Origin of the sequence: Thermomonas sp. XSG, from assembly GCF_014678725.1 — a bacterium.
Lineage (GTDB): Bacteria > Pseudomonadota > Gammaproteobacteria > Xanthomonadales > Xanthomonadaceae > Thermomonas.
In genome coordinates, this window is record NZ_CP061497.1 from 1981166 (window position 1) to 2005738 (window position 24573).

Below are 24573 nucleotides of genomic sequence, written 5' to 3' on the forward strand. Positions count from 1 at the left end.
AGGACGACGTCAATGCTGGGTCACGATCCGGGCTTGACCCTGTAGTAGCTCCAGACTCTAGTATCGGTCGCCTGTCCCCGGGAGCTTCAGCATGGCCGAGACATACGACGTCATCATCATTGGCGGTGGACCAGGCGGCTATCCGGCCGCGATTCGTGGCGCGCAGCTGGGTCTCAAAGTCGCTTGCATCGAACGTCGCCGGCGCCTGGGTGGGACATGCCTCAACATTGGCTGCATTCCGTCCAAGGCCCTGCTCGAGTCATCCGAGCGCTTCCACGCGGCCTCGAGCGAATTCGCGGTGCACGGGGTCGAGTTCGATGGGTTGCGGGTCAACCTGCCCCGGTTGCTGGCTCACAAGGATGATGTCGTCGCCGGCCTGGGCAACGGCATCGACTTCCTCTTCAAGAAGCACGGCGTAACGCGCCTGCAGGGTAGCGGCCGGATCGCAGCGCCAGGGCGCGTCGAAGTCACGGACGATGCCGGGCACACTCAAGAGTTTTCAGGCCGCTGGATCATCATCGCGACCGGATCGGACAGCACGCCGCTGCGCGGCGTCGAGGTCGATGAGGATCGGATCGTATCGTCGACAGGCGCGCTTTCGTTCCCGGAGGTGCCCGCGCACCTCGTGGTCATCGGTGCGGGCTACGTCGGCCTCGAACTCGGCTCGGTGTGGCGTCGACTGGGTGCCCGAGTCACCGTGGTCGAATACCTTGACCGCATCACACCAGGAATGGACGTCGAAGCAGCGACGGTGCTGCACAAGGCGCTGAAGTCGCAGGGCTTCGAGTTCCGCCTCTCCCAGAAAGTCGTCGGCGCGGCAGTGAACGGTGACGGTGTTGAGCTCTTGATCGAACCGGCCAACGGCGGTGCTCAGGATCGGATCCACGCTGATCGGGTGCTGGTCTCCATCGGGCGTCGGCCCTTCACCGAGGGACTAAACCTGGAACAGCTCGGCGTGGAGCGCGACGCGAAGGGCTTCATCAAGGTCGACGACCACTGGCGCACGAATGTCGAAGGGATCTACGCGATCGGCGATGTCATCGGTGGCGCGATGCTCGCGCACAAGGCGAGCGAAGAGGGTGTTGCGTTGATCGAGCAGCTGGCGGGACTGCCGGGGCATGTGAACTACGGGACGATCCCGGCCGTGATCTACACGGCACCCGAGGTGGGCTCGGTCGGTCAGACGGAGGAGCAGCTCAAGGCTGCAGGCATCCCATACAAGGTGGGGCGATTCCCCTTCAGCGCCAGCGCGCGTGCACGTGCCAAGGCGCAGACCGATGGGCTCGCCAAGGTGCTGGCGCACGCGGAGACGGACCGCATTCTTGGCGTACACATCGTGGGCCCGGAGGCGGGCTCGCTCATCCATGAGGCCGTCGTCGCGATGGAGTTCAGCGGATCGGCGGACGACGTGGCGCGCAGCTGCCACGCCCATCCCACGCTCCCGGAGGCCCTGAAGGAAGCTGCGATGGCGGTGAACGGCTGGGCCCTGCACATCTAACGCGAGGGTTCGCTCCTTCCTTGCCGCGTGTCTGATCGCCGCAGAAGGTCCGCGGCAGGATGGTCTACGCCCCAGTTACGGGCGCAGGGGCGCCAGTACCGCGCGGAGCCGGCGCGGGAATATCGAAGACGAGCACGGTCATGATCAGTTCGCGATTGCTATCGGCCGGGTGGTGCATCACGAACCGGTACCCGGACTCGTGGGTCCAGGCAGGCGTCCGCTTGTAGTTCGCGTGGGCCTCGGTGGTCTTCTTGACCTCCTCCAGCACTTTCGTCGTATCCCTGTTTCGATTGAAGACGACGATTGCGGCCTTGGTATCACGCCAGGCGGAGTAGCCGAGCAGCTGGTCGATCGTCGCGGCGTAGCCTTTGGCGCCTTTCCAGAACTTGCACTCGGCAATGAAGATGTTCCTGTCCTGCTCCCGGATCAGGATGTCGGTCTTGCCCTGGTTGTTGAACGTCTCTCCCGTCGCGGAACCCTGGTAGTGGCCGTTCAGCTGTACGAGGTAGTGGTCGCGAAGGGACTCCTCGTCCATCCGCGCGAAGGTCGCGGGGCTGCGCTCCATGACGGTCGTCATGTTCTGGATCACGTCGAGGATGTGGTCGTAATGCTCCATCGCCAGGACAGGCTCCGGCTTGAATGGCGCAGTCGAGGCCGCCGGCAGTGTAGGCACTGCCTTCCTGCGCACGGCAGGAACGACATAGGTCTCCGGTGCGCCTGCGCGCTCACGCAACGGGATGCCGAGTCCAGCGACCAAGCCCTGCTGGTGGAGGACTTGCTCGCGTCGTCGCCGGATCGCTTGGTCGGCAATCGCACCCAGAGAGCCGTTATAGGCCTCCAGGTCATTCCTGATCCATGCGAGGTGTCGCTCCACTTCGTCGATCTCGCGATCGATCAAAGCACGGACCGCCTCGGGCCCTCCCTGCTGGCCAGGCGTAAACGCCAAGGTCAGCGTCTGCGCTCCGGCGACCCCTCGAGGCGGCGACATCGTGAAGGTGCTCGCCCGCGACATGAAGAGGTCCCGGTCGCCAACGAACGGAATGTGCACGTAAAGCCGCTGGACCGTTGCAGTGAACCGGTGACCGTAGTCCTCCCTCGTCTCGGTTTCCTCTTTCGACTCGACGCTCCATTGGTCCCGGTAAAGCGCAGGAGGCTCCATGTGGTACTTCTCGACGAAGAAGCGGGCAAGGTCGTCAGGTGATGTGTTCAAAAGCCGGTTGGGGTCGAGGGCGCGCACTTCGCTATCGATCGCATGGCGGCGTGCATCAAGCGATGCGCGAAGGTCGAGATTGCTGAAAAGCAGATTGCTGCGGTCTGACAGGCCCATTCATGGCTTCCTTCTCGGTCGACCCCAAGGTCACTCAACGTGACGAGCCCATCGGACATCACTTCCGCGGCTGCGTCTCGAGCTGCCTGCATTGTTGCACCGGAGCGAGCCGTGCCCCAGCGACGGGTCTAGGCTGCAGGCAGGCGTCGCAGATTTTGGGACGGCTGCAAGGAGGATGCGATAAGGAATCAACTCAGGGGTGTAGGTATGGACAGAAGTGCGTGGATGTTGGTGAGAGCGTGTCTACCCGGTGCAGTGCTGTTTGCCGGAGCGCTCGTGTCGGCCGCACTACTCGCCGGCTTGAATCGAGGGCCATTGGCTGCAGGCTTGTTCGACATGCTCCGGTGGGTGCCGATCGCAATGGCCGGAGTGGGCTTTCTGCTCATAGGCGCCGCAAGTTATCGGCTATGGCGCTGGGAGCGCGGGATGGGCCCGTCGTGCGTAACGTGCGGTGGCCCGTTGGGACACGAGCGCGAGGGGCGCGCCAATCGCGGCGGCGCATTTCGGCGGTGCTATGCCTGCGGCAAAGCCGTGAACCACCGGTACTACGCCCATCAGTAGCGGAAACCGTTGGAGATCGGGTATCGCCGTTCGCGCCCAAATGCGCGTCGACTGACCTTGGGTCCAGGGGCTGCCTGCTGCCGCTTCCACTCCGCGATGCGAACCAGTCGCAGGATGTTGTCGACCAGCTGCTCGCCGAAGCCGGCAGCGACGATCTCGGCGCGCGACTGTTCCTGATCGATGTGCCTGAAGAGCAGTGCGTCAAGGACATCGTAGGGCGGTAATGAGTCCTGGTCCTTCTGATCGGGCCGCAGCTCCGCGGAGGGAGCGCGCTGGATGACGCCCTGGGGGATCGCGAGGGATCCTTGGGTGTTTCGCCAGTGCGCGAGGCGGTAGACCTCGGTCTTGTAGACGTCCTTGAGCGGTGCATAGCCGCCGACCATGTCGCCGTAGATCGTGGCGTATCCGACCGCGTACTCGCTCTTGTTGCCTGTCGTCAGCACCAATCCGCCGAGCTTGTTGGACAGCGCCATCAGCATTGCTCCGCGGATGCGCGCCTGCAGGTTCTCCTCAGTGGTATCGATAGCCGCGCCTTTGAACACCGGCGCGAGCGTATCCAGATATGTCTGGAAAGGCGTCTCGATCGGCAGCGTCAGCATCGGCACGCCCAGCGCTTCGCATTGCGCGGAGGCCAGATCGTTCGAGAGCTCCGCCGTGTAGCGTGAGGGCATGCGCACCGCGGTGACGTTGCTGCCGCCCAGTGCGTCGGCGGCGATCGCGAGCATCAGTGACGAGTCGATCCCACCTGAGAGGCCCAGGATCACCTTGTCGAACCCATTCTTCTTGCAGTAGTCGCGAGTGCCGATGACCAGCGCCTGGTACATCAGGCCGTCCTCGCTTTCATCCGCGCTGCGCGGCCAGGCGATCGGCGTGAAGGTCTGCAGCTCCGGGTCGAAGTCCGTGATCAGCAGGTGTTCCTCAAACGCAATGGCAGCCGGGGCGACCGCACCGCGGGCGTCTGCCAGCAGCGACGCCCCATCGAAAACCGTGGAGTCCTGCCCGCCCACGACATTGACGTAGGCGATGGCAGTCCCGTTGTCCCGCGCACGCTCGGCAAGGAGCGCATCGCGCTCGGCATGCTTGTGGCGTTCGAAAGGCGAGGCGTTCGGCACGAGCACCAGGCGCGCACCCGCCGCGGCGGTCTCGGCCATCGGCTCCAGGCCCCACAGGTCCTGGCAGATCAACAGGCCAACTGGAACCGGGCCGACCTGGAAGACGCAAACGCCCCCGTCCGGATCGGTCTCGAAGTAACGGCGTTCGTCGAAAACAGCGTGATTGGGCAGGTCCCGCTTGCGATAGATCGTTTCGATGCGCCCTTCGCGAATGACGCTTGCAGCGTTGTAGACCACGCTGCCCGCGGCTTCGGGCCAGCCGACGACCGCGACGATACCCTGCGTCGAATGCGCAATCGCCCGCACGGCCGAGTCGCACTCCGCGAGGAACTGGGGGCGAAACAGCAGGTCCTCCGGCGAATAGCCGCTGACGCAGAGTTCGGGGAAAACGATCAGGTCAGCCCCGTGCGCGTCGCGCGCCTGCTCGATGAGCGTCTGGATCCGCCTGACGTTGCCGGCGATATCTCCGACCGGGAAGTCGTACTGGGCCAGGGCGATGCGCATCACGCCGCCTCGCCCGGGGCAGGAGAGTGCTTGAGGGCGTCGAGGATGGCGCACTGGGCCCGAACGCCGCCACCGCAGCTGCGGATGGTGCGCTCCAGCTCGCGCGCCACGCGCTGCAGGTCGCGAATGCGTTCCTGGACGTCGATCAGGTGCTGCTGCGCGAGGCGGGTGACGTCCTCGCACGCCAGATCGCCGTTCTGGTCCAGCCGCATCAGGCTTCGGATCTCGTCCAGGCTGAAGCCCAGATCCCGACCCCGGGTAATGAAGCGCAGACGTTCCACGTCCTGCTCCGAATACGACCGGTACCCGCTGCCCGTCCGGGTTGGCGACGGCATGAGGCCGATCCGCTCGTAGTACCGGATCGTTTCCAGGTGGCAGCCGCTTGCCTGGGAGGCTTCGCTGATCTTCACGCTCGGATCCCTTGACTCTGTAGTCGCTACGGACTCTACGATGCCAGCTCCGTCGAAGCGTGAAAAGTCGATGTTCCCGATTGCCCAGCGCTGCGTACTGTCCGTCCTCCTTGCCGTGGTGGGGCTGGCGTCCGCTTGTTCGGTACGCGCGGCCGACCCGGCGGCCGAGGCGCGGCAGGCATGGCAGCTGCTCGACTACATCGCGGTCGACTACCCCGCGGCGATCCAGAACGGTGAGGTGGTCGACGCGGGCGAATACGCGGAGATGCAGGAGTTCACCGCATCCGTCAGCGCGAAGCTGGCCGCATTACCGTCGGGCGCGGGGCACGCGGCGCGCCTTGCGAAGGCCAAGCAACTGCAAGGGCTGGTGGCCGAGCGCGCTGACGCAGAGCAGATCGCCCGCAGCGCAGGGGCCTTGGCGTCCGAGCTCCTGACCGTCTACAAGATCGAGGCCGCGCCCGCCGCGGTCCCGGATCTGGCGCGGGGCGCGGCCCTGTACGCCCAGCAGTGCACCGCGTGCCATGGCGCGACCGGCCGAGGCGGTGGTCCCGCTGCCGCCGGCATGGATCCGCCCCCGATCGCCTTCACCGACGCCGACCGTGCAAAGCACCGCAGCCCGCTGTCGCTCTACCAGGTCATTTCGCAAGGACTGCCGGGCACCGCGATGATGAGCTACGCCCATCTGTCAAACGATGATCGATGGGCCTTGGCCTATTACACCGGCGGACTGGCGTACGACGCGGCGGCCCGGGAACAGGGTGCGGCGGTCTGGGCAGACAACGAGCAGGTGCGTCGCGTATTTCCCGACCTGGCTGCGTTATCGGGCGCTACCGAAGCCGACATCTCGAAAACGCTGGGAGCGGACAGGGCGCGCGCGATCACCGCCTATCTGCGTGGTGAGCCGAGTGCCGTGGCCGCCTCCTCGCCAGTCAACAGCAATGCATCTCTAGCGCTGGCCCGTCAGCGCCTGCAGCAGAGCGTTGCCGCCTACCGGTCGGGTGACCGGGGGCAGGCGTCGGCACTGGCTTTGTCCGCGTATCTCGACGGTATCGAGCCTGTCGAGCCGCAGCTCGGATCGCGGAACCGCAAGCTTCTCCGACAGATCGAGTCCGCCATGGCGACCCTTCGCGCCAGGATCGGCGAGGGCGCACCGACCTCCGCCGTCGAAGCTCAGGCCGCAGCGGTCGGACAGCTGCTGGACCGCAGCGAGTCGGCGCTTGCCGACCGGAGCAATAGCACCACCACAGCGTTCCTGGGCAGCTTCACCATCCTCTTGCGCGAAGGGGTCGAAGCCCTGCTGATCGTCATCGGCATGATCGCCTTCCTGCGCAAGGCCGAGCGCAGGGATGTGCTGCCGTACGTGCATGCCGGATGGATCGGTGCGCTGTTGGCGGGCGGCGTAACGTGGGCCATCGCGACGTATGCAGTGAGCATTAGTGGCGCGGAGCGGGAGGTCACCGAAGGGCTGTCGGCACTGTTCGCGGCGATCGTCCTGCTCAGCGTCGGCATCTGGATGCACCAGAAGAGCACGGCCGGCCGCTGGCAGCAGTACCTGCAGGAAAAGATGTCCGCGGCGCTCACGCGTCGTTCCGCGACCTTCCTGTTCGTGCTGTCGTTCGTCGCGGTGTACCGAGAGGTCTTCGAGACCATCCTGTTCTACGCCGCGATGTGGAACGAACAGGACAGCTCCGCGATCCTCGCCGGGCTGGGCTTGGGCCTGGTCGTCCTGGCCGTCATCGCATTCGCGCTGCTGCGACTGGGAACGCGATTGCCGATCGGCCAGTTCTTCCGCTTCAGCTCGATCCTGATCGCCGTCCTTGCCGTGGTGCTTGTGGGCAAGGGGGTGGCGGCGCTGCAGGAAGCCGGCTGGATCAGCCAGGCCTTGGCTGCCGTGCCACAGATCGAGTGGCTGGGCCTTTACCCGACGTGGCAGTCGATCCTCGCCCAGCTCGCCGTCGCGGCGATCGCCATCTTCGGTTTCGTCGCCAATGCGCGTGGCGCAAAGGCCATGCCTTCCGCGCACGAGCCTCCGAGAGGTAATGCATGATTGCGGTACTTCGCCCCTGGGTATGGATGCCTAGCGGCAATACCGGTGGTGCACGAGTCGGTGCGCTGCGCTCGATGCCAGTTGCCGATGAAATCCGTCCCTTTCTGGAACCCCACCGATGAGTGACTGCGGCTGCCACCACGAAGCGAAAAATGCTCAGGAACGCAAGATCCTGATGATTGCGCTTGCCCTCAACGCTACGATGGCCGTCGTCGGCGGTATTGCAGGCTGGATTGGCCAGTCCACAGGCCTGCTCGCCGATGCGCTCGACATGCTTTCGGACGCCACGGCCTATGCGATCGGCTTGGTCGCCATTGGCCGCACCGCGAGCTTCAAGGCCAATGCGGCCACGCTCAGCGGCATCGCCCTGCTGCTGCTCGGCCTGGGCGTCCTGTTCGAGGTGGGACGTCGCGTGGTCTACGGCGCCGAGCCGGCCAGCGGGTGGATGATCGGCACGGCCGCCGTGTCGCTCATCGTGAACATGTCGGTCCTTCGGATGCTCGCTCCGCTCAAGTCCGGCGAGGTGCATCTCCGGGCCACATGGATATTCACGCGCGCGGACATCGTCGCAAACGTGGGTGTGATCGTGGCGGGCATGCTCGTGTTTTGGCTGCGTTCACCTATTCCTGACTACGTCATCGGCACCCTGATCGGGCTCTACGTCGTCAAGGAAGCCGTGTCGATCCTGGTGGAAGCGCGCCGCGCGCGTCGCGGCGGCCCGACGCCCAACGGGTCGAGCTAGGTGCTTGGTAGAGCCTGCCATCGCCGAGCGGTTGCTCCAGACCCGGCGGTCGGCACCCACCCTTTTGAAATAGTGTACAGCTTGATGATCGCCTAACTTATCCACCGTGCTGAGCTGGAATGGCCCCCGCTGGAGAAACACGCTGCGCGTGCTCGCGTTGGCGCTGCTCGTGCTCAGCATGGTGGCCCGGCCTGTGCTAGCTGCGATCGGAGAGGCGCACGAACTGGCGCATGATCCTAGCGGTCGGCATGTTCATGTCGCCGAAGCGGGCGGGACGGCCGCGGACGCGGCACCGGAAGAACGCTCAGTCGGGCACGCCCTGCTCCATTTCGCGCACTGTTGCGCCCAGCTGTCGGTGGCCATGGCGGATGGGCTGTTCATCCCCGCCGTAATGCCGCGCAGTTCGCTCGCGGTGCGCCCCGAGGTGGCGCCACCCGGTTCGGGCGCCCGCGTCTCGCCGTTCCGACCTCCCATCGCGGGCTGACGAACGCGCCGATTAATGCGGCGCAGCGCTGTTCGTCTCATCTTCCCTGGAGTTTTCCCATGCGATCGCGATTCGCGGCTACGGCCGCGTGCGTCGCAGCGATGCTGTTCACCCATTCTGCATCCGCTGCCGACCGTTTGACCCTTGACGACGCGTTTGCGCGCGTCGGGCAGGCACACCCTGATTTGCGACTGGCCGGCGGCCAGCGCAACGTATTGAATGCGGAACTCGACCGGGCGAGCTTCAGGCCGCCGCTCGTGGTCGGCGCATCGGCCGAGAACGTGCTCGGGACCGGCGAGGCGAGCGGCCTGTCGGGCGCGGAGCTGACCCTCACTCTCGCATCCGTCCTTGAACGCGGCGGCAAGCTCGACGCCCGCCGCGCGCTGGTGCAGTCGCGGATCGACTCGCTGGCGATCCAGCGGGAGGCCAAGCGGCTCGACCTCCTGGCGGAAGTGGCGAGGCGCTACCTCGCCGTCGTTTCGGCGCAAAAGCAGCGCGAAATCGCCGACCTTGACATCGCGCAGCGCCGCCGAACCGTCGCAGGTGCCCGGGAGCGGCTGAATGCCGGCGCCTCACCCGAATCGGTCGTACTTACCGCCGAGGCCATGCTCGCCCGCGCCGAGCTGGAACGGGCCCGCGCCGTGCAGCGCGAGGCCGGCGCGCGGCAGCATCTGGCCGCCCTGTGGGGCGAGCGCGACCCGAATTTTCAAGTGGTCGCGACCAATCCCATGGCGCTGCCGAAGGTGTCGGGCTTCGACGAGTTGACGACATGGCTCGCCCGCACGCCCGAGATCGCCCAATTCGCCGGCGAACAGCGCATCCGCGAAGCGCGGCTGCAGCTGGCTCGCACGCAGGCGACCCCGGACATTGACTGGCAGGTCGGCGTGCGCCGGCTCCAGGCGACGGACGACTTCGGCTTCGTGGCCAGCGCCTCCATGCCTCTGGGGGCACGCACCCGCGCGCAGCCCGAAATCCGGGTGGCGGAGGCCGAGCTCGCGCTGCTCGAGATCGAGCGCGAGAGCCGCAACATCTCACTGTATTCGACGCTCGCCGACGCGCATGCGCGCTACCTGTCCGCGCAGCTCGAGGTGCGCCGGCTGGCCAGCGACGTCATCCCCAAGCTCGGTCGCGCCGAGGCGGCTGCCGAGCGGGCATACCGCGCGGGCGCCATCAGCTATCTCGAATGGGCGCAGTTGCAGTCCGAACGCACCAATGCCCGCAAGCAACAACTCGAAGCCGCGCTGGAAGCCCAGCGCGCCCTGATCGAAATCCAGCGCCTGACCGGCCAGCCCTTCGTGGCGGCCCCCGCAGAGCGCGTATCCGGAGAGACCCCATGAGGCGCCCCGTTCTGATCCTGTCCGCACTGGCCTATGCCCTGCTTCTGGCCGGCTGCGGCGACAAGTCGACCCCCGCGGAAAACAGGGGAGGCGCAGAGGCCAGCGAGCATGCCGAGGGCGAGGAGCATGCGGAGGGCGAGGCCGGCCACGCGGAGGGCGAGGGCGAGGAAGGCGGCGGCCACGCGGATGAAGTGCCGTCGACCACCATGCCCGCGCAGCGCGCCGCCGCCAATGGCGTCCGGTCCGAGCGGGTCGGGCAGGGGACGATCGCCGACCAGCACGAGGTGCAGGGCCTGCTGACGCCGGTCGAGGGCAGCATCGCGAAGGTGCAGGCCCGTTTCCCGGGGCCGATCCGAGCGCTGCGCGCGAACGTCGGCGATACGGTGCGTGCCGGGCAGCCGCTGGCCACGATCGAGAGCAACCTGAGCCTGACCACCTACACGGTGAGCGCGCCGATCTCGGGCGTCGTCCTCGCGCGCGACGCATCGGTGGGCGCTGTCGCCACCGAAGGCTTCGCCCTGTATGAGATCGCCAATCTCGGCGACCTGTGGGTCGACCTGCATGTCTTCGGCCGGGATGCGCAACACATCGGCCCCGGCAACGCCGTCGTCATCACGCGCATGAGCGATGGCGAGACCGCCGAGACCCGCATCGAACGCATCCTGCCCAGCACGGCCACCGCCAGCCAGAGCACGGTCGCCCGGGCACGGATCAGGAATTCGGACGGCATGTGGCGCCCGGGTTCGGCGGTACGTGCTCGCATCACGGTGGACGAACAGGCCACGGCCATGACGATCCCGCTGGCGGCCGTGCAGAAGGCCGGCGAGGAAGACGTGGTCTATGTCGTGGCGGGCGAGAAATACACGCAGCGGGTCGTGCGGCTGGGCAAACGCGACGCACGCCGCGTCGAGGTGCTTTCGGGCCTCAAGCCGGGCGAGGTCGTCGTGACCGAGCAGAGCTTCCTCATCAAGGCGGACATCGAGAAGTCGACCGCCGAACATGACCACTGAGGCGGCCGCGACCATGCTCGAGAAAATCATTCGATTCGCGATCGCGCATCGGTGGCTGATGCTGGTTCTCACCCTGGCGCTCGTGGGCGTCGGCGTGTGGAGCTTCACCAAGCTGCCGATCGATGCGACCCCCGACATCACCAACGTCCAGGTCCAAATCAACACGGAGGCACCGGGCTATTCGCCGCTCGAGGCCGAGCAGCGCGTCACCTTCCCGATCGAGACGGCGGTCGCCGGGCTCCCGGGCCTGGACTACACCCGCTCGATTTCGCGCTACGGGCTCTCGCAGGTGACCGTCGTGTTCAAGGATGGGACCGACATCTTCTTCGCGCGCCAGCAGGTGTCCGAGCGCCTGCAGCAGGCCCGGTCGCAACTGCCGCCCGGGCTGGAACCGATGATGGGCCCGATTGCCACCGGCATGGGCGAGATCTTCATGTACACGGTGAAAGCCGAGCCCGGCGCCCGCAAGAAGGATGGCTCACCCTATACGGCGACTGATCTTCGCACCCTGCAGGACTGGGTGATCCGCCCGCAGCTTCGCAACGTGCCGGGCGTGACCGAGGTCAACACCATCGGCGGCTACGAGCGGCAGATCCACATCACGCCGGATCCTGCCGTGCTGGTGTCGCTGGACTTCACGCTCGAGGACATCGTCACCGCGTTGGCCGCCAACAACCAGAACGTCGGCGCCGGGTACATCGAACGCAACGGTCAGCAGTTGCTCGTCCGTGTCCCTGGCCAAGTCGATGACCTCGAGGCGATCCGCAACATCGTGCTGGACCGGCGCGAGGGCGTACCGATCCGCGTGCGCGACGTCGCGGCCGTCGGCGAAGGCAAGGAGCTGCGCACCGGTGCGGCGACCGAGAACGGCGAGGAGGTCGTCGTCGGCACCGTAGTGATGCTCGTGGGGGCCAACAGCCGGGACGTCTCGCAGGCCGCGGGCGCGAAGCTCGCGGCTGCCAATGCCAGCCTCCCCAAGGGGGTGCGCGCCGAGCCCGTGTACGACCGGACCTCGCTCGTCGATCGCACGATCAAGACCGTCGCCAAGAACCTGGTCGAGGGCGCGCTGCTGGTGATCGTGGTGCTGTTCCTGCTGCTCGGCAACATCCGGGCTGCGCTCATCACCGCGGCGGTCATTCCTCTGGCGATGCTGTTCACCCTGACCGGTATGGTGCGTGGCGGAGTATCGGGCAACCTCATGAGCCTGGGCGCGCTCGACTTCGGCCTGATCGTCGACGGCGCGGTCATCATCATCGAGAACTGCCTCAAGCGCTTCGGCGAACTCCAGCAGCGCCTGGGCCGGACCATGACCGACGAGGAGCGCTTCGATGCGACGGCATCGGCCACCGCCGAGGTGATCCGCCCCAGCCTGTTCGGCGTGGGCATCATCACGGCCGTGTATTTCCCGATCTTCGCCCTCTCCGGAATCGAGGGGAAGATGTTCCATCCCATGGCCATCACGGTCGTCCTTGCACTGACCGGCGCGATCCTCCTCTCCCTCACCTTCGTGCCGGCGGCGATCGCGCTGTTCCTGGGCGGCCGCGTGGCGGAACACGAGAACAAGGTGATGGCCTGGTTCTCGCGGCGCTACGCGCCGCTGCTGTCCTGGACCCTGCGGCACCGGTGGCCGGTGATCGGCTCGGCGCTCGGGCTGGTCGTCCTGACCGGCCTGCTCACCACGCGCCTGGGCTCGGAGTTCATTCCCAATCTGGACGAGGGGGACCTGACGGTCCAGGCGCTGCGCATTCCGGGCACGAGCCTGACGCAGTCGCTCGAGATGCAGGAAAAGCTGGAGAAGGCCTTGGCGAAGGTGCCGGAGGTCAAGCGTGTATTCGGCAAGATCGGCACGGCCGAAGTGGCCAGCGACCCGATGCCTCCCTCGATCGCCGATACCTTCGTGATGCTCAAGGATCGCGACGACTGGCCTGATCCGGGCAAGCCCAAGGACCAGCTTGTCGCCGAGATCCAGGAGCTGCTGGAGACCATACCGGGCAACAACTACGAGGTGACGCAACCCATCCAGATGCGCACGAACGAGCTCATCTCGGGCGTTCGCGCGGACGTCGCAATCAAGATCTACGGCGACAACCTCGACCAGCTCGTGCGCACGGCCGCGCAGGTGCAACAGGTGATGAGCCAGGTCGAGGGGGCGTCCGACGTCAAGACGGAGCAGGTGACCGGGCTGCCGCTGCTCACGGTCGAGCCGGACCGGCAGGCGCTGGCCAACTACGGCCTCAACCCGTCCGACGTGCAGGACACCGTCGCCACCGCGATCGGCGGCGAGGAGGCGGGCCAGCTGTTCGAGGGCGACCGCCGGTTCGACCTGGTGGTTCGTCTGCCGGAGGAGATGCGCCAGGATCCGGCCGCCCTGGGCGATCTGCCCATCGCGCTCGGGGGTGGCGGCAGTCAGGCCGACGAATCGGGACGAGAGGCCACATGGCGCGGCGGCGAAGCGCGCACCGTCCCGTTGCGCGAGGTCGCGCGCGTGGAGTCGCAGCTCGGGCCGAACCAGATCAATCGCGAGAACGGCAAGCGGCGGATCGTGGTGACCGCGAACGTGCGGGGCCGCGACCTGGGTAGCTTCGTCCAGGACCTGCAATCGGCGGTCAACGCCAAGGTCCGACTGCCGGAAGGCTACTGGATCGACTACGGCGGCACGTTCGAACAGCTGGTCTCCGCAAGCCGCCGTCTGGCGGTCGTCGTGCCCGTTACGCTGGTCGTGATCTTCGGCCTGCTGTTCATGGCCTTCGGTTCGGCGAAGGATGCGTCGATCGTGTTCAGCGGCGTACCACTGGCCCTGACCGGCGGCGTGATCGCGCTCTGGCTACGCGGCATTCCGCTGTCGATCTCTGCCGGCGTCGGCTTCATCGCGCTTTCGGGTGTCGCGGTGCTCAACGGCTTGGTGATGATCGCCTTCATCAAGAACCTCCGCGAACAGGGCATTGCGCTCGACAAAGCCGTCTTCGAGGGCGCCCTCGGACGCCTGCGCCCGGTGCTCATGACTGCACTGGTCGCCTCGCTCGGGTTCGTGCCCATGGCCTTGAACGTGGGCGCGGGGTCCGAGGTCCAGCGGCCACTCGCGACCGTGGTCATCGGCGGAATCGTGTCGTCGACCCTGCTGACGCTGCTCGTGCTGCCCGTGCTGTACCGGTGGCTCCACAAGGACAGCGACGAGCCGCTGGAGCCGCCGCACCCCGAGTTGACCCATCGTGCCGCCTGACGCCCCCCTCGCGACGAAGCGGCGTTTCCGGCCGGGGCCCCGCGGGGTTCCGGTGGGTGGGGTGATTGCAGCGGCCGCGGTCGTTTTCACCGCCACGTCGATGCCGCTCGTCTGGCCCGCGATATCGGTGCAGGAGGCCTTCGATCAAGGCATCGGGGTCGGCACGTTCGCCGCGCCGACACTGGCCGGCTTTGCGTTCAACACGATCCTGCTGGCGATCGTCGCCGGCCGTCTTTCTCCACGGCACACCGAGGTGCGGGAAGCGGCATTCCGTCGCGCGTTCGGCGTCCTCAGTCTGGTCCGAATGCGCGCGGAAACGCGTCAGGCCTCGTTAGCCCTGGCCGATGGATGCGCTCGTCTGGTGCCGAGATCTTCGAATTGCACCGGTGGCGACCGTGTCAGGCGCGCGGCGATCCACCCGCCCGTTTGCGGGTCTCCAGTTGTGCGCGGTCGTTTCGCGTTTCCCTTTCGACCCACCGGCCACCGCGTCGAGAACCGAGGACATCGCCCATGACCGACCCGCTTCGCATCGACATTCCCCTCGTCCTCCCCGAGGTGACCGACGCAGCCGATCGCTGTGTCGGCCGGCTGCTCGCCGACCTGCAGGCGCGAGAGGGCGTTTCTAAGGCGCACGTCGTTGCGGCGACCGAGTTCACGCCCCCGCAGCTGTGCGTGCATTACGACCCGGCGGTGCTGACGCTGCCGCGGATCCGTCAGCTGGTGAGCGCGGCGGGTGCACAGGTGGCGGCGCAGTTCGGGCATGCGACCTGGCAGGTTGGCATGCCGCACGCCCGACGGGCGCGCACCCTCACCGAGCACCTGCGGTCGATCCCGGGGGTGTTGGATGGTGCGGTCGGCGCGAGCGGCGTGGCGCGCGTGGAATTCGATCGAACCGTCAGTTCGGAGCAGGCCATTCGCGGTGAGCTCGAGCGCTTGGCGGGTGACAGTGCTACGACGGGTGCGATGGCAGCGAGTCGGGGTGCCGCGGCCGCCGCGCCCGCGCACGGCACGCACGGCACGCCGAACGGGCACTCCGATCATCCGGCGCACGATGAACGCGACGCGCACGACACGACCAATACGCACGACAAGGGCGACGCGCACGGCCATTCCAACGGCGACGGCGGCTTCTGGTCGGGAACGGAGTTGCGCTTTGCGCTAGCGTGCGGCGCGCTGCTCCTGATCGGCTTCCTGCTCGAGCGTTTCGCGGCGGTGCCGTCGTGGGTCCCGCTCGCCGCCTACGTCGGTGCCTATGCGTTCGGCGGCTGGTTCACGGCGCGCGAGGCGATCGACAACCTGCGCATGAAGCGGTTCGAGATCGACACGCTCATGCTCGTGGCGGCAGCGGGCGCAGCCGCGCTCGGCGAGTGGGCGGAGGGCGCCCTCCTGCTGTTTCTCTTCAGCTTCGGGCATGCCCTCGAGCATTACGCCATGGGGCGCGCGAAGCGGGCGATCGAGGCGCTGGCCGAACTCGCGCCGCGGACCGCGACCGTGCGGCGTGGCGGGGCCCTGGTCGACATCCCCGTGGAGGAGCTCGCGCTCGGCGACGTCGTGGTCGTCAAGCCCAATTCGCGCCTGGCGGCCGACGGCTTCGTCGTCGCCGGCGACAGCAGCATCGACCAGGCGCCGGTGACCGGCGAGAGCATCCCCGTCGACAAGCGCGCGGTGACCAACCCGGCGGCGGCCCGCGCGAATCCGGACGGCATCGACGCCGTGCACCGTGTCTTCGCCGGCACGATCAACGGAAGTGGCGTCATCGACATCGAGGTCACCCGCAAATCGAGCGACAGCGTGCTCTCGAAGGTGGTCCGCATGGTCAGCGAGGCGGAGACGGAGAAGTCGCCGACGCAACGCTTCACGGACCGCTTCGAGCGGATCTTCGTGCCAGCGGTGCTCGTGCTGGCGGTGCTGCTGTTGTTCGCCTGGGTGATGGTGGACGAGCCGTTCCGGGATAGCTTCTATCGCGCGATGGCCGTGCTGGTGGCGGCCAGCCCGTGCGCGCTGGCGATCGCGACGCCGAGCGCCGTGCTGTCCGGCATCGCTCGCGCGGCACGCGGCGGCGTGCTGGTGAAGGGCGGGGGACCGTTGGAGAACCTCGGCTCGCTGTCGGCCATCGCCTTCGACAAGACCGGCACGCTGACCGAGGGCAAGCCCCGGATCACCGATGTGGTCCCGGTTCGCGGCGTGGACCCCGCCGAGCTCCTCCGCGTGGCGGTAGCGGTCGAGAGCCTCAGCGATCACCCGCTGGCTCGCGCGATCGCGACCGACGGGCGCGCGCGCCTCGGCGGCGCCGACGTGCCCCCGGCCACCGACCTCGAAAACCTCATTGGCCGCGGCGTCAAAGCGCAACTCGCGGGCGAAACGGTCTACATCGGCAAGGCCGAGATGTTCGGCACGGATGGGATCGCGCCGCTGTCGGACGAGATGGCCGCCGCGATTGCCGCGCTTCGGGAGCAGGGGCGCACCAGCATGGTCGTGCGTCGCGGCCGCGACGACCTCGGCGCGATCGGCCTCATGGATACGCCCCGCGAAGCAGCCAGGGCGGCGCTCGCTCGGCTCAAGGCGATGGGCATCCGGCGGATGATCATGATCTCCGGCGACCATCAGAAGGTGGCCGAGGCCATCGCCCGGGAGGTCGGGCTGGATGAGGCCTGGGGCGATCTGATGCCACAGGACAAGGTCGAGGCGATCAAGAAGCTGAGGGCCGAACAGAAGGTGGCTATGGTCGGCGACGGCGTCAACGATGCGCCCGCCATGGCTAGCGCGACCGTGGGCGTGGTGATGGGCGCCGCCGGGTCCGACGTGGCGATGGAGACCGCCGACGTCGCACTGATGGCCGATGACCTGTCGAACCTGCCGTTCGCGGTCGGGCTCAGCCGGAAGACCCGCGCGATCATCCTGCAGAACGTGTACGTGAGCCTCGGCATCGTCGCCGTTCTCGTTCCCGCCACGATCTTCGGATTGGGCATCGGGCCCGCGGTAGCGGTGCACGAGGGCTCCACGCTGCTGGTCGTGTTCAATGCGCTGCGGTTGCTTGCCTATCGGGAGGCCGCTCGATGAGCCGGCGAGGCGGATACGTGCCGCACTCGGCCCTTCGAATGGCGTCGGGCCGGCGAGCCTGCCCGCACGGCTGCCCGATGAACCGGGCGGTGCCATGAACATGCCCACCGACCTCACGGCCGTAACCTCCCCCTGAAGGTGGACACCTGAGAAGTAGAGCTTTCTGGCATCTTTCCGTCAGGAGGTTCCATGAAGAAGTCGAAGTTCAGCGAGACCCAGATCGTCGCCATCCTCAAGCAGGGCGACATCGGCGTTCCGATCAAGGATCTGTGTCGACAGGCCGGGATCAGCACCGCCACCTACTACCAATGGAAGTCGAAGTACGGCGGCATGGAGGCGTCGGACCTGAGGCGGGTCAAGGATCTGGAAGCCGAGAACGCCAAGCTCAAGCGGATGTACGCAGAGCAGGCACTGGACATTGCCGCGATGAAGGAGTTGATCGCAAAAAAACTGTAGGGCCGGCGCAGAAGCGCGAGGCGGTGCGGTTCCTGGTGGAGACGCAGGGCCGCCCGCTCCGCCGGTCCTGCGACTGTGTCGGCCTGTCGCGCTCGGCCTGGTATGCGCCGCCGTTGGACTGGACGGTGCGGGATGCCGAACTGATTGCCGCACTGGCGAAGCTGGTGGAGGAACGCCCCAGTCGTGGGTTCGGGAAGTGCTGCCAGCGCTTGGCGAAGAGCCATCCGCACTGGAACGACAAGCGGATCTACCGGGTGTACTGCGCCATGAAGCTCAACTTGCGCCGTGCCGCCAGCCGTCGCCTGCCCAAGCGCGAGTGCGTACCGCTGTACGTGCCCGAGCACCCCGACATCGTGTGGTCCGCCGACTTCATGCTCGATGCGCTGGCCTGTGGCCGCAGCTTCCGCACCTTCAACATCATCGACGACTTCAATCGGGAGATCGTGCATATCGAAGTCGACACCTCGATCACTTCGCAGCGGTTGGTGCGGATCTTCGAGCAGATCCGCCAGGAACGGCCGCTCCCGCAGGTGCTGCGTACCGACAACGGACCGGAGTTCCTGGGGGAAGCCTTCACCGCATGGGCCAAGGCCAACGGCATGGCGATCCAGTACATCCAGCCCGGCAAACCCAACCAGAACGCCTACATCGAGCGCTTCAACCGCACCTACCGCGAGGATGTGCTCGACCGCTACCTGTTCGCCCGACTGGACGATGTCCGCGAAGCCACGTGGCGCTTCCTCATCGACTACAACGAGCACCGGGAGCACGACGCACTCAACGGCATGACGCCCATCGAGTACCGCAACCAACCCGCCAGACGTTCTACTTTTGAAATGTCCGCTTGACGGGGGAGGTTACGACTACTACTGGCCGTCGTTCAACCTGGGCGACGTGGCCATCGTGGTCGGCGCGGTGGGGCTCGTCCTTTCAGAGGGCGTGTCCGCGCGACGCAGGCGGTCACCCGGCGCGCGGCGCGCGGGTCGGTGACGATGCGAGCGAGCGCGGTGGTGCGCGAGGGCGACGCGTGAGCAGCCCCGCGCGCCGACGCATCGCGACCGCATGGCGGCACGGCGGCGCCAGAAGCGGCAGGTACGCGCAGACGCCGCGCCGCGCTGGGGTACGCCATCGCTCACGAGCCATCTAAGCGCTTGATACAGAACGATAAAACAGCGTTTGTGCACTGTTTTTACACGTATCTCGGCTGACCCCCGGCCGTAGGACTTGTCCTATTGACGCTCCCGTCCAGAGACCACGCTGCTCGTTCAAAAAAATCGGGTATCCGGATTTTAGTGTGGGAAGACCGCACTAGCCCTTCTTGTCTGACAGCTCTCGTTCGGTAGGTTTCTGGTATCGCAAGGCTTACGCGCTTTTAGCCTTCAGTGTGGGCTTTGTCTGGCGCATGTCGGTGCAAGGAAACAATCAGTGGCAGGTCACCTTGCCCCCGGCTCGAACTGGGGTTTGAGGCGCAGTGGAACGGAAAACCGGGTTAAGCCACGCGCCTAGCTCCCGTGCAGAGAATCGATCAGCGGGCACGACACAGTGCCTCGCTGCGCATGGCACTCGTTGACCAACCGTGACAGCACCGCTTCGATTCGCGTCAGGTCCGCCATCTTGGTGCGCACGTCGGTGAGCTGGAGCGCAGCCAGCTCGGCGGCTTCGCTGCAGTGAGTGCCGTCCTCAAGCTGTAGGAGTTGGCCGACTTCGTCCAGGTTGAACCCCAGCCGCTGGGCGGATTTCACGAAACGCACCCGCGCCACGTCCGCCGATCCGTAGCGGCGAATACTGCCGACGGGCCGACCTGGTTCTGGCAATAACCCCTTGCGCTGATAGAACCGGATGGTCTCCACGTTGACCCCAGCGGCCTTGGCGAAAGCCCCGATGGTCAGTGTTTGCGGATCGTTCACCATCGCGCTTGACTCCGTACTTGACTACGGAAGTAACCTTAGCGCATCACGCAACGTCTCGGAAGGAGATCCCTCACATGGCAGACCCCAGCAACGGCCGCGGTGCACTGGCCGCCGGTGGCCTCGCCGCCATCCTCGCCTCGACCTGCTGCCTCGGTCCGCTGGTGCTGATCACGCTGGGTTTCTCCGGCGCCTGGATCGGCAACTTGACCGCGCTGGAACCGTACCGGCCGATCTTCATTGGCGTGGCGCTCGTGGCGCTGTTCTTCGCGTGGCGTCGCATCTTCCGGCCGGCTCGCGCCTGCGCGCCGGACGACGCATGCGCCGTGCCCCAGGTGCGGACGGCCTACAAGGTGATCTTCTGGATCGTCACCGCCCTGGTGCTGATCGCGCTCGTGTTCCCCTACCTCATGCCCCTGTTCTACTGAAAGGAGATTGCCATGAAGAAACTCGTCGCATTGCTCGCTCTGACCGTTGCCCTCAGCGCTCCCGCCTGGGCCGCCACCAAAACCGTCACGCTGTCGGTGCCGAGCATGACCTGCGCCACCTGTCCGATCACGGTCAAGAAGGCGCTGACCAAGGTCGAAGGCGTCATCGAGGCCAAGGTGACCTGGGAGCCCAAGGAGGCGGTGGTAACCTACGACGATGCCAAGACCACTCCGGCCGCGTTGACCAAAGCCACCGAGAACGCCGGCTACCCGTCTACCGTCAAGAAGTGAGCACACGCTCATGACCGAGGCGATCACGCTGCACATCGATGGCATGACCTGCGGGTCGTGCGCCGAGCACGTCAAGCAGACCTTGGAAAAGGTGCCCGGCGTGCGTTCGGCCTCAGTGTCCTACCCACAGCGCCGGGCCGAGATTGAGGCCAGCGTAGGTACCGCCGCGGACGTGACCTCGCTGGTCGCGGCGGTATCCGCACTCGGTTACCGAGCGCAGCTTGCCGATGCGCCGGGGCAACCCAGCGACCTGCTGAACAATGCACAAGAGCGGCTGGGCGGCGAACCAAAGCGCGAGGACGATGAGGCTGCACTGCACGTGGCCGTGATCGGCAGCGGCGGCGCGGCGATGGCGGCGGCGTTGAAGGCCGTCGAGCAAGGGGCGCGTGTGACGCTGATCGAGCGCAGCACTCTCGGCGGCACCTGCGTCAACGTCGGATGTGTGCCGTCCAAGATCATGATCCGCGCTGCCCACATTGCGCATCTGCGTCGCGAGAGTCCGTTCGATGACGGCATTGCCGCCGCCTCGCCGAAGATTCTGCGTAAGCGCTTGCTGGCTCAGCAGCAGGGGCGCGTCGATGAACTGCGCCACGCCAAGTACGAAGGCATCCTGACGAGCACCCCGACCATCACCGTGCTGCGCGGCGATGCCCGATTCAAGGATGCGCACACGCTGACCGTGGCAACCGCTGACGACGGGATGCGCGAGGTGAGTTTCGACCGCTGCCTCATCGCCACCGGGGCCAGTCCGGCGATTCCACCGATCCCGGGCTTGAAAGACACGCCCTTCTGGACGTCGACCGAAGCGCTGGCCAGCGACACGATCCCCGATCGGCTGGCCGTGATCGGCTCGTCGGTGGTGGCCGTCGAACTCGCGCAGGCCTTTGCCCGGCTGGGCAGCAAGGTGACCATGCTGGCGCGCAGCACACTGTTCTTTCGCGAAGACCCCGCCATTGGCGAGGCCATCACGGCCGTGTTCCGCGCCGAAGGCATCGAAGTGCTGGACCACACCCAGGCCAGCCAGGTCGCCTATGAGGATGGGGAATTCGTGCTCACCACCGAACGCGGCGAACTGCATGCCGACCGGCTGTTGTTCGCCACCGGCCGCACCCCAAACACCCGCACGCTCAACCTCGACGCGGCCGGTGTGGTGGTCAATGCGCAAGGCGCCATCACCATCGACCACGCGATGCGCACTACCGTGCCGCACATCTATGCCGCCGGCGACTGCACTGACCAGCCGCAGTTCGTCTACGTCGCGGCGGCGGCCGGCACCCGCGCTGCAATCAACATGACGGGTGGCAACGCGACGCTGGATCTGACGGCGATGCCGGCGGTGGTGTTCACCGACCCGCAGGTCGCCACCGTGGGCTACAGCGAAGCCGAAGCGCACCACGACGGTATCGAGACCGACAGCCGCACGCTGACGCTCGACAACGTGCCCCGGGCGCTGGTCAACTTCGACACGCGCGGTTTCATCAAGCTGGTTTCGGAGGCCGGTTCGGGACGACTGATCGGCGTGCAAGCGGTAGCCCCGGAAGCAGGCGAGCTGATCCAAACCGCAGTACTGGCGATTCGCAACCGCATGACGGTGCGAGAGTTGGCCGACCAGTTATTCCCCTACCTGACGATGGTCGAGGGGCTGAAACTCGCGGCACAAACCTTCACCAAGGACGTAAAGCAACTGTCCTGTTGCGCGGGGTAGTGGCTGGGCCTCTTACCTATGCTTCATCGGCTGAATCACAAATTCAGGCTGAAGCGCCGCCTCTTGCACAATGGGCTGAGGACTATTCGAAATACCCCTCTTCGAGTAGCCGCGCCAGCGTCGGGAGATAGGGGCCGTACTCGACCACGCGCGTGATCTTCTTCTTGCGCGTTGCCGCCGTGGTCATCCGCTGGAACACGAAGTCCGTGGTCATTGGGTCGTCGTCATCGACCAACACGGTTTCGATAACCGAGCCATCCTTGCGCGCCTTCTTGTCGTAGAGCATGCGCGCCCGAAGCACCTCGAAGCTGTAACCCCTGCCCATGCGGTTCATGTCTTTGGCCACTCGGTTGACTGATTCAGTATAGGCATTGGTAATCGGCTGCTCGAAGTAGGCGAAGATTTCGTCGTGCCAGTTGTGCACGGCGGTGGTCAGGTCCTTGAACGTGGCCGCCAATTCGGTCGGAATATTGGCCTGCCACTTCGCGCAGGCGGCTTCTGCTGCTGGGCGGGTCTTCTGATCCCAGATCGACAGAAATCCTTCCTTGAGCGCGTGGGCTTCGCTTAGGAGCGGGAACTGTTGGAACCATTCCCGCATCCGGTCCATATCTCTCCCTGTCAGGTCGTGCTGCCGCTTGAGCAGCAGGAACCGCTCGTCCTTGAGTTTGAGGCGCTGCCGGGTGGACAAATCCTTGCGAATGCGCTTGCGCAGCTTCTCCAGCGCGTCGTTCGCCATGCGCTGGATATGGAATCGATCGACCACGATCCGGGCCTGTGGCAGCGTGGCGCGCACCACCTGCCGATAAACGTGGTACATGTCCATCGCCACCCACTCGACCGAGTCCTTGTCCCGCAGGTCGCGGAAATAGGGCATCAACTCGGCTTTGGCCCGGCTGGGGCGGATATCGAACACGGTCTTGCGCTCGACGTTGGTGATCATGGCCCGGTACTGGCCGATGATCTTGAGCTCGTCGATACCCAGCACCCGCGGCGTCCGGAACTGGGTCTTGGCCTCGACCTCCTCGATGAAATCGTCGAAGACGTGGCGGACCGTCTTTTCGTCCACGGCTACTTCCCGGGCAAGGGCCGCAAAGGTCTTGGAGAAGGACTGGTCGCGGATATAACGCACCAGACGCGCCGTGGCTTGGCGTTTTCCATCAAGGTCCGCCACAGGCTCAAACAAGGTCTTGGTGCAGCTTGTACAGCGATAGCGACGGCGCTGGATGAAGATCACGACGGGTTTGCCGTGCGTCGGTGTGTCCTGAAACGACTGTTCCTGTGAGCCGTGACCGACGTCCCCCCGCCTTCAGTAGCAAGGCGGTTTAGAGTCCGGGATCAATCGTAGCGGATGCCAGCTGGCTGGCGTAGTCGCTCGGGGTCAGTCCGCCGAGCACCTTCTTGGGTCGCTCCTCGTTGTACTCGCGGCGCCAGGTTTCGATGACGGTTCGGGCATGCAGCAGGCTGGTGAACCAGTGTTCGTTGAGGCACTCGTCGCGCAGGCGGCCGTTGAGGCTCTCGACATAGGCGTTCTGGTTGGGCTTGCCCGGCTCGATCAGGCGCATGGCAACACCGCGGGCATGCGCCCATTCGAGCATCGCCTTGCCGCAGAACTCCTTGCCGTTGTCGGTGCGGATGACCCGCGGCAGGCCACGTTGCACCGCCAAGCGGTCCAGGATGCGAGCGACGCCATGTCCGGAAATGGCCCGCTCGACCTCGATCGCCACTAGCTCGTGCGTCGCGTCATCCACGATCACGAGCGCCTTGAGTACCCGGCCATCCGCGGTCCGGTCGAACACGAAGTCCATCGACCAGACCTCGTTGGCACGGCTCGGACGCAGCAGCGGCTGCCGGTCGGCGACCGGCACCTTCTTCCGCTTCCGGCGCCGCACCTGCAGCTTCGCTTCCTGGTACAGCCGCTCCACGCGCTTGTAGTTCACGAGAACTCCCGCCTGCCTGAGCTTGAGGTAGATCATCCCGACGCCGTAGCGCTTGTATCGCTGGGCCAGTGCGAGGATCTGCTCGCGGAGATCGACGTTGCGATCGGGCGCCGGCTGGTAGCGATACGCGCTGGCACTCATGCGCAGCACCGCCAAGGCTCGCCGCTCGCTCAGCCCCCTGGTCATCATGTAGCGCACCTGCCCGCGTCGAGCCGGCGCGCTCACCACTTTTTTCGCAGGACGTCCTTGATGACCTCGTTCTCGAGCACCTGCTCTGCCAGGAGCTTCTTCAGCCGCCCGTTCTCGGTCTCCAGCTCCTTCAAGCGCTTTGCATCGGGCACGCTCATGCCCCCGAACTTGCTCCGCCACAGGTAGTACGACGCCTCGCTGAAGCCGTGCTTGCGGCACAGCTCCTTGACCGGCAGCCCGGCCTCGGCCTCACGCAGGAAGCCGATGATCTGCTCTTCGGAAAAGCGCTTCTTCACGTCCAATCTCCTTACTCTGGGGAATTGGACTCCAGATCGCCGCGCTACTCAA

Annotated in this window: 18 protein-coding genes and 1 pseudogene; 13 read left to right on the forward strand and 6 right to left on the reverse strand. The window is 66.1% G+C overall.

The features are described 5' to 3' along the window. The first annotated feature begins 91 nt into the window (after nucleotides 1-91). On the forward strand, nucleotides 92-1498 hold the full coding sequence (gene lpdA, locus ICG51_RS09330; protein WP_190280108.1) for a dihydrolipoyl dehydrogenase: 1407 nt from the start codon (nucleotides 92-94) through the stop codon (nucleotides 1496-1498). A 64-nt stretch (nucleotides 1499-1562) separates the two neighbouring features. On the opposite strand, the gene ICG51_RS09335 is transcribed toward lpdA, so the two are convergent. From ICG51_RS09335 to ICG51_RS09345, 3 genes are all read right to left on the reverse strand, one after another. Next, a complete protein-coding gene (locus tag ICG51_RS09335; protein ID WP_190280109.1) occupies nucleotides 1563-2825 on the reverse strand; it encodes a hypothetical protein in 1263 nt (420 codons plus the stop codon). A 554-nt stretch (nucleotides 2826-3379) separates the two neighbouring features. After that, nucleotides 3380-5002, reverse strand: a complete 1623-nt coding sequence (locus ICG51_RS09340; protein ID WP_190280110.1) for an NAD+ synthase — start codon at nucleotides 5000-5002, stop codon at nucleotides 3380-3382. Beyond that, on the reverse strand, nucleotides 5002-5412 hold the full coding sequence (locus ICG51_RS09345) for a helix-turn-helix domain-containing protein (protein ID WP_190280111.1): 411 nt from the start codon (nucleotides 5410-5412) through the stop codon (nucleotides 5002-5004). The genes ICG51_RS09340 and ICG51_RS09345 overlap by 1 nt, the downstream gene beginning before the upstream one ends. A 70-nt stretch (nucleotides 5413-5482) precedes the next feature. On the opposite strand from ICG51_RS09345, the gene ICG51_RS09350 reads away from it, so the two are divergent. From ICG51_RS09350 to ICG51_RS09395, 9 genes are all read left to right on the forward strand, one after another. Continuing rightward, nucleotides 5483-7459, forward strand: a complete 1977-nt coding sequence (locus ICG51_RS09350) for a cytochrome c/FTR1 family iron permease (protein ID WP_190280112.1) — start codon at nucleotides 5483-5485, stop codon at nucleotides 7457-7459. A gap of 118 nt (nucleotides 7460-7577) precedes the next feature. Beyond that, nucleotides 7578-8201 carry a cation transporter gene (locus ICG51_RS09360; protein ID WP_190280114.1) on the forward strand — a complete coding sequence of 208 codons (624 nt, stop codon included), beginning with the start codon at nucleotides 7578-7580 and terminating at the stop codon, nucleotides 8199-8201. 106 nt (nucleotides 8202-8307) lie between these two features. Then, nucleotides 8308-8685 carry a hypothetical protein gene (locus ICG51_RS09365; protein WP_183948935.1) on the forward strand — a complete coding sequence of 126 codons (378 nt, stop codon included), beginning with the start codon at nucleotides 8308-8310 and terminating at the stop codon, nucleotides 8683-8685. 101 nt (nucleotides 8686-8786) lie between these two features. Further along, nucleotides 8787-10022 carry a TolC family protein gene (locus tag ICG51_RS09370; RefSeq protein ID WP_223809422.1) on the forward strand — a complete coding sequence of 412 codons (1236 nt, stop codon included), beginning with the start codon at nucleotides 8787-8789 and terminating at the stop codon, nucleotides 10020-10022. Beyond that, nucleotides 10019-11032, forward strand: a complete 1014-nt coding sequence (locus ICG51_RS09375; protein WP_190280116.1) for an efflux RND transporter periplasmic adaptor subunit — start codon at nucleotides 10019-10021, stop codon at nucleotides 11030-11032. The genes ICG51_RS09370 and ICG51_RS09375 overlap by 4 nt, the downstream gene beginning before the upstream one ends. 13 nt (nucleotides 11033-11045) lie before the next feature. Continuing rightward, complete coding sequence (locus tag ICG51_RS09380; protein WP_190280117.1) at nucleotides 11046-14252, forward strand: CusA/CzcA family heavy metal efflux RND transporter; 3207 nt, start codon at nucleotides 11046-11048, stop codon at nucleotides 14250-14252. A 61-nt stretch (nucleotides 14253-14313) separates the two neighbouring features. Further along, on the forward strand, nucleotides 14314-14766 hold the full coding sequence (locus tag ICG51_RS09385; RefSeq protein ID WP_190280118.1) for a hypothetical protein: 453 nt from the start codon (nucleotides 14314-14316) through the stop codon (nucleotides 14764-14766). Continuing rightward, nucleotides 14763-17312: a heavy metal translocating P-type ATPase gene (locus ICG51_RS09390; protein ID WP_190280119.1), complete on the forward strand. Its 2550-nt coding sequence runs from the start codon at nucleotides 14763-14765 to the stop codon at nucleotides 17310-17312. The genes ICG51_RS09385 and ICG51_RS09390 overlap by 4 nt, the downstream gene beginning before the upstream one ends. A 189-nt stretch (nucleotides 17313-17501) precedes the next feature. Then, a protein-coding gene (locus ICG51_RS09395; protein ID WP_190280120.1) for an IS3 family transposase occupies nucleotides 17502-18616 on the forward strand; the annotation gives its coding sequence in 2 pieces (ribosomal slippage) (nucleotides 17502-17754 and nucleotides 17754-18616; 1116 coding nt in all). Nucleotides 18617-19270: 654 nt separating this feature from the next. Here ICG51_RS09395 and merR read toward each other — a convergent pair. Then, a complete protein-coding gene (merR, locus tag ICG51_RS09400) occupies nucleotides 19271-19678 on the reverse strand; it encodes an Hg(II)-responsive transcriptional regulator (RefSeq protein ID WP_012480188.1) in 408 nt (135 codons plus the stop codon). Between the two features lie 74 nt (nucleotides 19679-19752). Here merR and merT point away from each other — a divergent pair, with 74 nt between their 5' ends. From merT to merA, 3 genes are read left to right on the forward strand one after another with little or no spacing between them, the layout of a single operon-like run. Beyond that, on the forward strand, nucleotides 19753-20103 hold the full coding sequence (merT, locus tag ICG51_RS09405) for a mercuric ion transporter MerT (protein ID WP_019183730.1): 351 nt from the start codon (nucleotides 19753-19755) through the stop codon (nucleotides 20101-20103). 12 nt (nucleotides 20104-20115) lie between these two features. Beyond that, nucleotides 20116-20394 carry a mercury resistance system periplasmic binding protein MerP gene (merP, locus tag ICG51_RS09410; protein ID WP_012480190.1) on the forward strand — a complete coding sequence of 93 codons (279 nt, stop codon included), beginning with the start codon at nucleotides 20116-20118 and terminating at the stop codon, nucleotides 20392-20394. A 10-nt stretch (nucleotides 20395-20404) separates the two neighbouring features. Beyond that, complete coding sequence (gene merA / locus ICG51_RS09415) at nucleotides 20405-22099, forward strand: mercury(II) reductase (RefSeq protein WP_012480191.1); 1695 nt, start codon at nucleotides 20405-20407, stop codon at nucleotides 22097-22099. A gap of 82 nt (nucleotides 22100-22181) precedes the next feature. Here the strand turns inward: merA and ICG51_RS09420 are convergent. Beyond that, nucleotides 22182-23390: pseudogene (locus tag ICG51_RS09420) on the reverse strand (ISL3-like element ISStma11 family transposase); the annotation flags it as partial. 31 nt (nucleotides 23391-23421) lie between these two features. Next, nucleotides 23422-24521, reverse strand: a protein-coding gene (locus ICG51_RS09425) for an IS3 family transposase (RefSeq protein WP_152907487.1) whose coding sequence is annotated in 2 segments (ribosomal slippage) — nucleotides 23422-24263 and nucleotides 24263-24521 — 1101 coding nt in all. Because the reading frame shifts where the segments join, the coding sequence is not laid out codon by codon here. Nucleotides 24522-24573: the final 52 nt, after the last annotated feature.

What these genes read in the sequence shown, in the direction of transcription:
- ICG51_RS09380 (WP_190280117.1), top strand. Translation starts at nt 11,046, where the DNA reads ATGCTCGAGAAAATCATTCGATTCGCGATCGCGCATCGGTGGCTGATG.
- ICG51_RS09390 (WP_190280119.1), top strand. Translation starts at nt 14,763, where the DNA reads ATGACCGACCCGCTTCGCATCGACATTCCCCTCGTCCTCCCCGAGGTG.
- lpdA (WP_190280108.1), top strand. Translation starts at nt 92, where the DNA reads ATGGCCGAGACATACGACGTCATCATCATTGGCGGTGGACCAGGCGGC.
- ICG51_RS09335 (WP_190280109.1), bottom strand. Translation starts at nt 2,825, where the DNA reads ATGGGCCTGTCAGACCGCAGCAATCTGCTTTTCAGCAATCTCGACCTT.
- merA (WP_012480191.1), top strand. Translation starts at nt 20,405, where the DNA reads ATGACCGAGGCGATCACGCTGCACATCGATGGCATGACCTGCGGGTCG.
- merP (WP_012480190.1), top strand. Translation starts at nt 20,116, where the DNA reads ATGAAGAAACTCGTCGCATTGCTCGCTCTGACCGTTGCCCTCAGCGCT.
- merT (WP_019183730.1), top strand. Translation starts at nt 19,753, where the DNA reads ATGGCAGACCCCAGCAACGGCCGCGGTGCACTGGCCGCCGGTGGCCTC.
- ICG51_RS09350 (WP_190280112.1), top strand. Translation starts at nt 5,483, where the DNA reads ATGTTCCCGATTGCCCAGCGCTGCGTACTGTCCGTCCTCCTTGCCGTG.
- ICG51_RS09375 (WP_190280116.1), top strand. Translation starts at nt 10,019, where the DNA reads ATGAGGCGCCCCGTTCTGATCCTGTCCGCACTGGCCTATGCCCTGCTT.
- ICG51_RS09370 (WP_223809422.1), top strand. Translation starts at nt 8,787, where the DNA reads ATGCTGTTCACCCATTCTGCATCCGCTGCCGACCGTTTGACCCTTGAC.
- ICG51_RS09360 (WP_190280114.1), top strand. Translation starts at nt 7,578, where the DNA reads ATGAGTGACTGCGGCTGCCACCACGAAGCGAAAAATGCTCAGGAACGC.
- ICG51_RS09340 (WP_190280110.1), bottom strand. Translation starts at nt 5,002, where the DNA reads ATGCGCATCGCCCTGGCCCAGTACGACTTCCCGGTCGGAGATATCGCC.
- merR (WP_012480188.1), bottom strand. Translation starts at nt 19,678, where the DNA reads ATGGTGAACGATCCGCAAACACTGACCATCGGGGCTTTCGCCAAGGCC.